12 protein-coding genes are annotated in these 10,259 nt (G+C 69.7%); 4 read left to right on the plus strand and 8 right to left on the minus strand.

Features of this window, described 5'->3' with window-relative positions:
• Positions 1-301 precede the first annotated feature (301 nt).
• A complete protein-coding gene (locus tag PO768_RS25995) occupies positions 302-1,279 on the plus strand; it encodes a TAXI family TRAP transporter solute-binding subunit (RefSeq protein ID WP_272648364.1) in 978 nt (325 codons plus the stop codon).
• Positions 1,280-1,285: 6 nt separating this feature from the next.
• On the opposite strand, the gene PO768_RS26000 is transcribed toward PO768_RS25995, so the two are convergent.
• Positions 1,286-2,017: a Crp/Fnr family transcriptional regulator gene (locus PO768_RS26000; protein ID WP_272648365.1), complete on the minus strand. Its 732-nt coding sequence runs from the start codon at positions 2,015-2,017 to the stop codon at positions 1,286-1,288.
• A gap of 101 nt (positions 2,018-2,118) precedes the next feature.
• Between PO768_RS26000 and PO768_RS26005 the strand changes: the two genes are divergently transcribed.
• Positions 2,119-2,637, plus strand: coding sequence for a hemerythrin domain-containing protein (locus PO768_RS26005; protein ID WP_272648366.1), 519 nt, complete (start codon positions 2,119-2,121; stop codon positions 2,635-2,637).
• On the opposite strand, the gene PO768_RS26010 is transcribed toward PO768_RS26005, so the two are convergent.
• Genes PO768_RS26010 through PO768_RS26035 form a run of 6 tightly spaced genes read right to left on the minus strand, consistent with a single transcriptional unit; the run spans position 2,627 to position 8,958 of the window.
• Positions 2,627-3,925 (minus strand): glycerate kinase type-2 family protein, encoded by a 1,299-nt coding sequence (locus PO768_RS26010; protein ID WP_272648367.1) that lies wholly within the window; start codon positions 3,923-3,925, stop codon positions 2,627-2,629. The genes PO768_RS26005 and PO768_RS26010 overlap by 11 nt on opposite strands.
• 7 nt (positions 3,926-3,932) lie before the next feature.
• Entirely contained in the window at positions 3,933-4,829 is an 897-nt protein-coding gene (locus PO768_RS26015; protein ID WP_272648368.1) for a 2-hydroxy-3-oxopropionate reductase, read from the minus strand.
• On the minus strand, positions 4,826-5,602 hold the full coding sequence (garL, locus tag PO768_RS26020; RefSeq protein ID WP_262969886.1) for a 2-dehydro-3-deoxyglucarate aldolase: 777 nt from the start codon (positions 5,600-5,602) through the stop codon (positions 4,826-4,828). The genes PO768_RS26015 and garL overlap by 4 nt, the downstream gene beginning before the upstream one ends.
• Positions 5,603-5,625: 23 nt before the next feature.
• Positions 5,626-6,603, minus strand: a complete 978-nt coding sequence (locus PO768_RS26025) for a Bug family tripartite tricarboxylate transporter substrate binding protein (RefSeq protein ID WP_272648369.1) — start codon at positions 6,601-6,603, stop codon at positions 5,626-5,628.
• A gap of 38 nt (positions 6,604-6,641) precedes the next feature.
• Complete coding sequence (locus tag PO768_RS26030; RefSeq protein WP_272648370.1) at positions 6,642-7,967, minus strand: enolase C-terminal domain-like protein; 1,326 nt, start codon at positions 7,965-7,967, stop codon at positions 6,642-6,644.
• Positions 7,968-7,983: 16 nt separating this feature from the next.
• On the minus strand, positions 7,984-8,958 hold the full coding sequence (locus PO768_RS26035) for a Bug family tripartite tricarboxylate transporter substrate binding protein (RefSeq protein ID WP_272648371.1): 975 nt from the start codon (positions 8,956-8,958) through the stop codon (positions 7,984-7,986).
• A gap of 193 nt (positions 8,959-9,151) precedes the next feature.
• Here PO768_RS26035 and PO768_RS26040 point away from each other — a divergent pair, with 193 nt between their 5' ends.
• Both PO768_RS26040 and PO768_RS26045 read left to right on the plus strand, forming a co-directional pair.
• Positions 9,152-9,646: a DUF4124 domain-containing protein gene (locus PO768_RS26040; RefSeq protein WP_272648372.1), complete on the plus strand. Its 495-nt coding sequence runs from the start codon at positions 9,152-9,154 to the stop codon at positions 9,644-9,646.
• Positions 9,647-9,711: 65 nt separating this feature from the next.
• Complete coding sequence (locus PO768_RS26045) at positions 9,712-9,879, plus strand: hypothetical protein (protein WP_272648373.1); 168 nt, start codon at positions 9,712-9,714, stop codon at positions 9,877-9,879.
• A gap of 2 nt (positions 9,880-9,881) precedes the next feature.
• On the opposite strand, the gene PO768_RS26050 is transcribed toward PO768_RS26045, so the two are convergent.
• On the minus strand, positions 9,882-10,259 hold a 378-nt coding region (locus PO768_RS26050; protein WP_272648374.1), incomplete at its 5' end, for a FadR/GntR family transcriptional regulator.

The raw sequence follows: 10,259 nt of genomic DNA on the forward strand, positions 1-10,259 counted from the left end.
TTGCCGGCCCGCATCGACGAGCCCGCGGAACCGGTGGTCAGCGCGGCCGCTGTCACGGCAGCGGTCGCGGCCGAGCCACCTGCGGCAGGCCGGCCCGCCGCCGCACCGAGGCCAGCAGCAAGACCCCCGCAAGCCAGCCCGGCCCAGCGATCGAACGTCGAGCCACCGCCGCCCAATATCGGGCCCTGTACCGATGCCGTCGCCGCACTCGGTCTGTGTACCCCCGCTCCACGGAGACCCTGATATGCGATCCACCGTCTGGCGCTGCCTCGCGCTTACCCTTCTGGGCATCAGCAGTGCCATGACGGCGGCAGCACAGGCCCGCTACAAGATCGTCACCGCCTCCGACAAAGGCACTTACTATGCGATCGGCAAGGATCTGTCCAAGTTCGTCGCGCCCGATGCGGATATTGATCTGGAGGTGCTGGCCACCTCGGGCTCGGCCGCCAACGTCAAACTGATGCGCTACGAGCCCGGGGTCAAGCTGGCCATCGTGCAGGCCGATGTCTACCAGGCCTTCATCGACCGTGCTGACACCGGCAATAGCGAGGCCGCGGCCATCATCCGGCCGCTGCGCGTGATCCTGCCGCTGTACAACACCGAGATCCACTACATCGTGCGCGCCGACTCACCGCTGAACTATCTGCACGAGATCAAGGACGCCAAGATCAACGGCGGCCTGGTCGGCTCCGGTGCGGCGCTGATCACACACACGCTGTACCGCATGATGTTCGGCGGCCCGATGCCGGCGGCGCAGGCCGGCTATCTGCCCAACGAGGAGGCCCTGGTCAAGCTGATCGGAGACAAGTCCGTCGATGTGGTCGTCGTGGCCGCCGGCCAGCCCGCGCCCCTGGTCGCGAACATGAAGCCCGAGGCGCAGAAGTTCATCAAGCTCCTAAAGTTCGACCCCGCCCATCCCAGCAGCAAATCGCCGCTGACGGTCTATGCGCCGGCCACGGTGCGCGCCAGCAGCTACCCCAATCTGCTGAGCGAAGACTTCACGACGATCTCGGTGGGCGCCTTCCTCGTCACCTACGACTACAACACCCGCGGCACGCGCGACTATTTCAGCAAGCTGGGCCGCTCGATCTGCCAAAACTTCGAGCGCCTGCAGTCCGAGGGACACCCGAAATGGCGCGAAGTCAGCCTGACCCTGCCCGCGCTGGGCAATGGCTGGAGCTATTACACGCCCATCACCCGCGAGCTGCGCGCCTGCACGGCCAAACCGGCCAAGCCGAAATGCTCGGCCGAGGAGCGCATCCTGGGACTCTGTCGCTGAACTCGATCAGTCCGCCGCCAGCTGCCGCAGCGCGGCCGGTGCCAGCAGCCTCACCGCATAACCCTGCACCTCGATCAGTCCCTTGAGCTTGAGCTGGCGCATCATGCGCGACAGCGTCTCCGGCGTGATCGCCAGCTGGGCGGCGATATCGCGCTTGCGCTCGCCCAGCTGCAGCAAGGTCTCGCCATCGGCGCGCTGCAGCAGCCAGGCCGCCAGGCGTTTCTCGGCGTCCTTGTGCATCAGGTCGTGGGCGGTGCCGGTCAAGTTGTGCACCGTGCGGGCCAGCCCCACCAGCAAACGGTCCAGCATCGCCGCCTCGCGGCTCAGCAAGGCCCGCATCGCGGCCAGTGGCAGCGCCAGCACCTGGGCCTCGCCCTGGGCGCGCGCGTCCTGGGCAAAGCCCTGGGCCAGCCAGGCGCTGCTCAGATCCAGCCAGGCCGGGCCCCGCACCGTGCGCTCCAGATGGAAGGGCTGGTCATGGCGGGCCTGCCCCAGCCCGACGGCACCGCGCAGCACGGCCAGCAGATGCAGCGCCGGCTGCTCGCGCTGCATCACCGGCGCACCGGCAGTCAGGCTGCGCAGCTCCACCATCTGGTTGAGCGCGTGCAGCTCCGCCCCGTTCAGCGGCGGGCCGCCCAGCAGGGCCTGCCAGTCGCTGCCGGCAACGGGTGCACAGGCCCGACCCGGCACGATGGCCAAGGAGTCGATGCCGGATCTCGAGGCTTGGGGGCTGTCCACGGTGTGTGAGGCTCGGTCGGAGATGATGGCTGCAATGTGGCCCAGACCGGTGCCGGCGTCCTTGCGCTTTGTCAAAGCCAGGCCAGGCGACAATCCTCCCCATGCGCATCGCAGCCCAGCCCGGCAGCAGCTACCAGCAACCCTTTGAGCTGCTGGCGGCCTGCCATGAGCGGATTGAGCGCAGCCTGCGCCTGCTGGCGCGCCTGTGCGAGCACCTGGCCACGGCCGGGCCGGATGCGGTGGCCCGGGACGCGGCCCGCGATGTGCTGCGCTATTTCGATATCGCCGCGCCGCTGCACCAACAGGACGAGGAGCTGCATGTCTTCCCGGCGCTGGCCGGCGACCCGGTGCTGGCGCCGGTCTGCGCCCGCTTGCAGGCCCAGCACCGCGAGATCGAGGCCCGGTGGCGGCCGCTGCGCGCGCTGCTGCAGGCCCTCGATACGGCCGAGCTGGCCGCGCTGAGGCAGGCGGCCGAGGCCTTTGCGCGGCTGCACGAGGAGCATCTGCGCAGCGAGAACGAGCTGATCTTTCCGGCCGCCCAGGCCCTGCTGGGCGAGGCGCAAGGCCAGGCGATGGGCATCGAGATGGCCGCGCGGCGCGGCCTCACGCTCACAGGATGAGCAGTGCCCGGAAGTCGTTCACATTGGTGAAGGTCGGCCCCGGCGAGACCAGATCGCCCAGCGGCGCGAAAAAGCCGTAGGCGTTGTTGGCATCGAGCTCGCGCTGCGCGCTCAGGCCCAGCGCGGCGGCGCGGTCCAGCGTGGTCGGCGTGACGAGGGCACCGGCGTTGTCCTCGATGCCGTCGATGCCGTCGGTATCGGCGGCCAGCAGATGCACACCCGGCTCGCCCTGCAGCGCGATCGCGGCGCCGAGCAGGAATTCGCTGGCCCGCCCTCCCCGACCGCCCTTGGCCTTCACCGTCACCGTGGTCTCGCCGCCGGACAGGATCACGCAGGGCTTCCTGAACGGCGCATCGCGCCGCGCCACCGCACGAGCCAGCGCCGCATGCATCTTGCCGATCTCGCGCGACTCGCCCTCGATCTCGTCGCTGAGGATGTGGGCGTCCAGGCCCAGCGCGCGGGCCGCCTCGGCGGCGGCCTCCAGGCTTTGCTGCGGGGTGGCCAGCATCACCAGCCGGTGGCCGTCGAAGCGGGCATCGCCGGGCTTGGGCGTCTCGAAGGCACCCGACTCCAGCCCGGCCCGCGCAGCCGGCGGCAGGGTGATGCCGTAACGCCGGCAGATCGCCAACGCATCGGCGCAGCTGGTGGCATCGGGCACCGTCGGCCCGGAGGCGATCACTGCCGGGTCGTCGCCGGGCACATCGCTGATGCTCAGGGTCAGGACTTGCGCCGGCGCGCAGGCGGCGCCCAAGCGCCCCCCCTTGATGGCCGACAGATGCTTGCGCACGCAGTTCATCTCGCCGATGGCCGCGCCGCTTTTCAGCAGCGCGCGGTTGATGGCCTGCTTGTCCTCCAGGCTCAGCCCCGGCGCCGGCAGGCTCAGCAGGGCCGAGCCGCCGCCGGAGATCAGGCAGATCACCAGATCGTCCGGGCCCAGGCCTTGGGTCAGCGCCAGCATGCGCGCGGCCGCCTCGCGGCCGGCCGCATCGGGTACCGGATGCGCGGCCTCGACCAGCTCCAGCCGCTCGGGACGGTAGCCGGGCGGGGTGTGGCCGTAGCGGGTGATCACCAGACCCGACAGCGGGGCCTTGCGCGGCCATGCTGCTTCCAGCGCCTGTGCCATCGCGCCGCCGGCCTTGCCGGCGCCCAGCACCAGGGTTCTGCCTTTGGGCGGCGGCGGCAGCTGCGCCGCCAGCACCTGGCCGGGCAGCGCACGCGCCACCGCGACATCGTAGAGATGGCGCAACAGCGCCCGCGGGTCGGTCAGCAGCAGATCAGCAGAGCTCATGCGCCGATTATGCGGACCCGCCCAACTCATGCTTGGCCAACAGCTCCAGCGCCCGCACCAGGGCCGAGTGGTCCAGCTGCTCATCCCCCTGGGCCGCACAAGCCTGCATCAGCTGGGCCGCGTTGGCCGTGCCGGGCAGCGCCATCTTCAGCGCCTTGGCACTCTGCAGCGCCAGGTTCAGATCCTTCTGGTGCAGCGCGATGCGGAAGCCCGGGTTGAAGGTGCGCTTGATCATGCGCTCGCCATGCACTTCGAGGATGCGGCTGGAGGCGAAGCCGCCCATCAGCGCCTCGCGCACCTTGGCCGGGTCGGCACCGGCCTTGGAGGCGAACACCAGGGCCTCGCTGACCGCCGCGATATTCAGCGCGACGATGATCTGGTTGGCCACCTTGCAGGTCTGGCCCGCGCCGGCGCCGCCGACCAGCGTGATGTTCTTGCCCATCAGCTCGAACAGCGGGCGGATGCTGTCGAACACGGCCTGCTGGCCGCCGACCATGATGGTCAGCGTGCCGGCCTTGGCGCCGACCTCGCCGCCGGAGACCGGCGCGTCCAGCCAGGCGCAGCCGGCCGCCTCGATGCAGGCTGCGAAGTCCTTGGTCGCGATCGGGGCGATCGAGCTCATGTCGACGACGGTTTTACCGGCGCTCAATCCCTCGACCACGCCGCCGGCACCGAACAGCACCCGCTCGACATCGGGGGTGTCGGGCAGCATCGTGAAAATGATGTCGGCCGCGCGGGCCACCTCGGCCGCGCTGGCGCAGACGGTGGCACCGGCCGCCCGGACCTCCTCGCGCAGCTGGCTGCGGGTATGCACAAACAGCTGATGCCCGCCGGCCGCCAGCCGCAGCGCCATCGGCGCGCCCATGATGCCCAGCCCGATGAAACCGATCTTCCTCTGACTCATGCCTTGTACCTTTCCGCCATTGACTGGGTGGACGCCCGCAGGGCGCCCAGATCACTGCCGACCGCCACAAAGGTGGCGCCCAGCTCCATATAACGCCGCGCGTCGGCCTCGACCGGCGCGAGGATGCCGCTGGGCTTGCCGGCCGCCTGGGCCGCCCGCAGGATGGCCTTGATCGCTTCCTGCACCGAGGGATGGTTGGCATTGCCCAGATGGCCCAGCGCGGCGGCCAGGTCCGAGGGGCCGACAAAGATACTGTCCACACCCTCGACTGCCGCGATCTCGGCGACGGCGGCCAGGCCGGCACGGCTTTCGATCTGCACCATCACCGTGATATTTCGATTCACCTGGGCGAAGTAGTCGGGCACCGTGCCGTAGCGGTTGCTGCGCTGCGAGACCGAGACCCCGCGCACGCCCTCGGGCGGGTAGCGGGTGGCGGCCACCGCGGCGCGCGCCTGCTCGACGCTGTCCACCATAGGGATCAGGAAGTTGTGGAAGCCGGCATCAAGCAGGCGCTTGATCAGCACCGTGTCGTTGAGCGGCGGCCGCACCACCGGGGCCGAGGGGCTGTCTTTGAGCGCCATCAGCTGCGGGATCAGGCTCAGCACATCGTTGGGCGCATGCTCGGCATCGAGCAGCAGCCAGTCGAAACCGGCCACGCCCAGCACCTCGGTGGTGATGGGGCTGGCCAGCGAGCACCAGCAGCCGATCAGGCGCTCGCCGGCCAGCAGACGCTGGCGCAGGCTGTTGGGGAAATTGCTGTAGGGCGTGGACATGGTCGTTCTCGCTTGCTGCGTCATCAATCCAGTTTCAGGCCGCTCTTGGCGACCACGGCGGCCCAGCTCTTGCGCTCACGCGCAAAGAAGCCGGTGAATTCGGTCGGCGACATCGTGTGCACCTCGGCGCCCTGCGAGGCCAGGCGGGCGCGAAGGTCCGGCGAGCGGATGATGCGTATCAGCTCGGCCGAAAGCTTGGCCAGCGCGGCCGGCGGCATGCCGGCGGGCACCAGAATGCCCTGCCAGGTGCCCGACTCGAAACCGGTCGCGCCCTGCTCGGCCAGGGTCGGCACATTGGGCAGCAGCGGCACGCGGCTGGCCTTGGAGACGCCCAGCACCTTGAGCTTGCCGGCCTGCACCGAGGGCAGGGTCGCCAGCATGCCGTTCATCAAGACCTGGGTCTGGCCGGCAATCGTGTCGCCGATGGCCTGCGAGCCGCCCTTGTAGGGGATGTACTCCCATTTGGCGCCGGTGATCGCGGCGACCGCCATGCCGGCCACATGGGGGGCGCTGCCGACGGCGGTGACCGCAAAATCCATCTTGCTGGTCTTGGACAGCGCCACCAGCTCACCCAGATTGTTGGCCGGCACCGAGGGGTGGACCACCAGCATATGGGGCGAGTAGGCCAGCATCGCCGCGCCCTTCAGGTCCTTGCTCGGGTCGAAGCCCAGCTTGGTATAGACCGAGGGGCTGATTGCCAGCGCGGTCACATCGCACAGCAAGAGGGTGTGGCCGTCATTGGACTTGGCCACCGCGTCGGCGCCCAGATTGCCGCTGGCACCGGCGCGGTTCTCGACGATGACGGTCTGCTTCAGCGCCTCGCCCAGCGGCTGGCTGATCGCGCGGGCGATGATGTCCGAGGTGCCGCCGGGGGTGTAGGGCACGACGATGCGGACGGTGCGATTCGGCCAGTTCTTGGCCTGATCCTGGGCCTGGGCCTGGGCCAGGCCGGCGGCGAACAGACTCGCCAGCAGCGCGAGACGAAGAGATTTCTGGGTCATGCGGGTGTCTCCGGGGTGTTTGCTTCTGGTTCGGTCGATCAGCGCAGCAGGCAGGGCTTCTTCGGATCGAAGGCCCAGCCCGGAATCAGGTATTGCATCGCCATCGCGTCGTTGCGCGCGCCCTGGCCATGCTGCATATAGAGGGCATGGGCGCGCTCCACGGCGGCCATATCGAGCTGCACGCCCAGGCCCGGCGTGCTCGGCACCCGCACCTCGCCGCCCTGGATCTGCAGCGGCTCAAGGGTCAGGCCTTGCCCGTCCTGCCAGATCCAGTGGGTGTCGATCGCGGTCAGCCGGCCCGGCGCGGCGGCCGCCGCCTGGGTGAACATGGCCAGCGAGATGTCGAAATGGTTGTTCGAGTGCGAGCCCCAGGTCAGGCCATGGTCGCGGCAGGTCTGGGCCACACGCACCGCACCGCTGAGTGTCCAGAAATGCGGGTCGGCCAGCGGGATGTCGACCGCCTGCAGCGCGATGGCGTGAGTCAGCTGGCGCCAGTCGGTGGCCACCATATTGGTGGCGGTCGGCAGTCCGGTGGCGCGGCGGAATTCGGCCATCACCTCGCGGCCCGAGAAACCGTCCTCGGCGCCGCAGGGGTCCTCGGCATAGGCCAGCACGCCGTGCAGATCGCGCAGCAGGCGCACGGCATCCTTCAGCAGCCAGCCGCCGTTCGGGTCCAGCGTGATGCGCGCCTCGGGGAAGCGGGCCTTCAGCGCCTGGATGGCCTCCACCTCGGCCTCGCCGGCCAGCACCCCGCCCTTGAGCTTGAAGTCGGCAAAGCCGTAGCGGGCCTGGGCCGCCTCGGCCTGGGCCACGATGGCCGAGGGCGTCAGCGCCATCTGGTGGCGCTGGTGCAGCCAGCCGCCGCCCGCATCCTCGCGCACATAGGGCAGATCGGTCTTGCCGGCATCGCCGACGAAGAAGAGATAGCCCAGCATCGCCACCGAGTCGCGCTGTTTGCCCTCGCCCAGCAGCTCGCACAGCGGCACCTCCAGATGCTGGCCCAGCAGGTCCAGCAGCGCGCACTCGACGGCGGTCAGCACATGGATGGTGGTGCGCAGATCGAAGGTCTGCAGCCCGCGGCCGCCCGCATCGCGGTCGGCGAAGCGCTCGCGCACCTGGCCCAGCAGGGCCTGCCAGCGACCCAGCGGCTGGCCGATGGTCAGCGCCGCGGCCTCTTCCAGCGTCTGGCGGATAGATTCGCCGCCGGGCACCTCGGCCACGCCGGTGCGGCCGGCGCTGTCCTCCAGCAGCAGCAGATTGCGGGTAAAGAAGGGGGCATGGGCGCCGCTGAGGTTCAGCAGCATGCCGTCGCGGCCGGCCACCGGGATGACGCGGGCGCTTTTGACGAGAGGGGTGCGGCTCATGGTTTGACTTGCTTGCTCAGTCTGCGGTGATCTTGCCGGTCTCGATGACGGTCTTCCAGCGCGCAAACTCGCTCTTCTGGAAGGCGGCGGCCTGCTCCGGCGTGTTGGCCACGGTCTCGATGCCGACCTCGGCCTGCTTCTGCTTCAGCGCCGCATCGTTCAGCGCCGCGACCAGGGCCTGGTGGATCTGGCCACGCAGCGGCGCCGGCAGGCCGCGCGGCGCGGCAATGCCCTGCCAGGAATAGACATCGGCACCCTTGATGCCGGCCTCGCTCAGGGTCTGCACCTGGGGCAGCACGGTCGAGCGCTTGTCACCGGTGACGGCCAGCGCGCGCAGCTTGCCGCTCTGGATGTGCTGCAGCACCGCGTTGACATTCTGGAACGAGGCATCGACCTGGCCGCCCAGCAGATCGGTGATGGCCGGCGCGCCGCCCTTGTAGGGGATGTGGGAGCCGGAGGTGCCGGTCTGCTGCCAGAACAGCTCGGCGGTCAGATGATCCGAGGAGCCATTGCCCGAGGACGCAAAAGTCATTGCACCGGGCTTGGCCTTCAGCTGGGCGATCACATCGGCCATGCTCTTCAGCGGCGAGGCCGCCGGCACGACCAGCACATTGGGCGCCTGCACCGCGACGGTCAGCAGGTCGAGGTCCTTCAGCGCGTCGTACTGCACGGCCTTCAGCAGGTGCGGCGCGATCACATAAGGGCCCAGCGAAGCCACCAGCAAGGTGTAGCCATCGGGCGCGGCCCGCTTGACCATGGCCGAGCCGACGGTACCGGTGGCGCCGGGCTTGTTGTCGACGACGACGGTCTGGCCCCAGCGCTCCTGCAGCTTGGCGGCCACCGCGCGGGCCAGGGTGTCGGTGGAACCACCGGGCGGGAACGGCACCAGCAGGGTCACCGATTTGTCCGGGAACGCAGCAGCCGTGCCCGCGAGGCCGGTGGCCAGCAGCAGGCCGGCGAGCCAGCGTTGCAGGGTCGAAGGTGTCTTCATGCTTGTCTCCATGATTTAGTTGTACGTCATCATACAACTGACCTCTGGAAATTGCATACGCGTTTGCCCGACACTGTCGTCCGGTCAGCGGTCTGCCGCGTTGGAGCGGCACAAATTGTCATCAGGGGGCACGGCAATGAGACAGGAACACAGGGCCTGGGCGAGGCTCGCCATCTTTTTCTTGATGGTCGGCATGGGCACCGCAGCCCAGGCCCAGGTCTGGAAATGCAAGCAGCGCGATGGCGGTGTGAGCTTTTCCGATGTGCCGTGCCCGGGCGCCGGCGAGCCGGTCGAGCAGCGCCGGCTGCAAAGCAATGTGGCCGACGCCCCGCGCCTGCCGCCGCCCGAGAACAAGCCCGCCGCCAGCGGCCCCGCCCAGCCCCCGGCCAATGACTGCCCGGGCGATCTGGAACTGCGCAATATGGAGACCCGCGCCAACTCGAGCAGCCTGGGCGACCGCGAGCGCGCCTTCATGCAGGACGAGATCCGCCGGGTGCGCCAATGCCGCAAGGGCCAGGGGCGCTACACCGCCGAGGACTGGGCGCTGAGCCGCCAGGCCCAGGAAGCGCAAAGCGGCTCGAACGCGGAAAAGGAGCGCCTGCGCGCCGAGGGCATGCACAGCGCGGCCGACCCGCTAGAAGGCGAGCGCANGGCCAGGGGCGCTACACCGCCGAGGACTGGGCGCTGAGCCGCCAGGCCCAGGAAGCGCAAAGCGGCTCGAACGCGGAAAAGGAGCGCCTGCGCGCCGAGGGCATGCACAGCGCGGCCGACCCGCTAGAAGGCGAGCGCATCGTCCGCCAGCGCGAGAGCGAAGCCCTGGCCGCACGCAACCAGGCGCGAATGGAGCGGCGCCGGGCGCAGCAGGCACCCGTGCTGCCGCCGCCCTGCCCGGCCTCGGGCAACACCACGCCCTGCCGTTGAGGCTAGACAGCCAGCGCCGCCCGCCTTCTGCGTTCGCGGCTGTTGGCCAGATGGGTGCGCATCGCCGCGCGGGCGGCTTCGGGGTCCTGGGCGCTGATCGCGTCGAGGATGTGCTGGTGCTCGGCGTTGACGCGCGTCAGATAGGCCAGGCGCTCGGCCGGGGCCACGCTGTCCAGGCCCGGCAGGCGTGCGCGCGGGATGCTGGGCGCGCCCAGCGTGCCCATCAGCTGCTCGAAGTGCGGGTTGCCGGTGGCACGGGCAATCTCCAGATGGAACTGGAAATCGGCCGCCACCGCATCCCGCCCGGCCTCGGCGGCGGCGGCAAACGCGGCCAGCGCCTCCTGCATCGCGGCCAGCTGGGCCGCGCTGCGGCGCTGCGC

The organism is Paucibacter sp. XJ19-41, assembly GCF_028462495.1.
Classification (GTDB): Bacteria; Pseudomonadota; Gammaproteobacteria; order Burkholderiales; family Burkholderiaceae_C; genus Roseateles_E.

Bases quoted from the DNA above. Each gene is read 5' to 3' on its own strand.
- PO768_RS25995 (WP_272648364.1), top strand. From the start codon at position 302: ATGACGGCGGCAGCACAGGCCCGCTACAAGATCGTCACCGCCTCCGAC.
- PO768_RS26005 (WP_272648366.1), top strand. From the start codon at position 2,119: ATGCGCATCGCAGCCCAGCCCGGCAGCAGCTACCAGCAACCCTTTGAG.
- PO768_RS26010 (WP_272648367.1), bottom strand. From the start codon at position 3,925: ATGAGCTCTGCTGATCTGCTGCTGACCGACCCGCGGGCGCTGTTGCGC.
- PO768_RS26015 (WP_272648368.1), bottom strand. From the start codon at position 4,829: ATGAGTCAGAGGAAGATCGGTTTCATCGGGCTGGGCATCATGGGCGCG.
- garL (WP_262969886.1), bottom strand. From the start codon at position 5,602: ATGTCCACGCCCTACAGCAATTTCCCCAACAGCCTGCGCCAGCGTCTG.
- PO768_RS26025 (WP_272648369.1), bottom strand. From the start codon at position 6,603: ATGACCCAGAAATCTCTTCGTCTCGCGCTGCTGGCGAGTCTGTTCGCC.
- PO768_RS26030 (WP_272648370.1), bottom strand. From the start codon at position 7,967: ATGAGCCGCACCCCTCTCGTCAAAAGCGCCCGCGTCATCCCGGTGGCC.
- PO768_RS26035 (WP_272648371.1), bottom strand. From the start codon at position 8,958: ATGAAGACACCTTCGACCCTGCAACGCTGGCTCGCCGGCCTGCTGCTG.
- PO768_RS26045 (WP_272648373.1), top strand. From the start codon at position 9,712: ATGCACAGCGCGGCCGACCCGCTAGAAGGCGAGCGCATCGTCCGCCAG.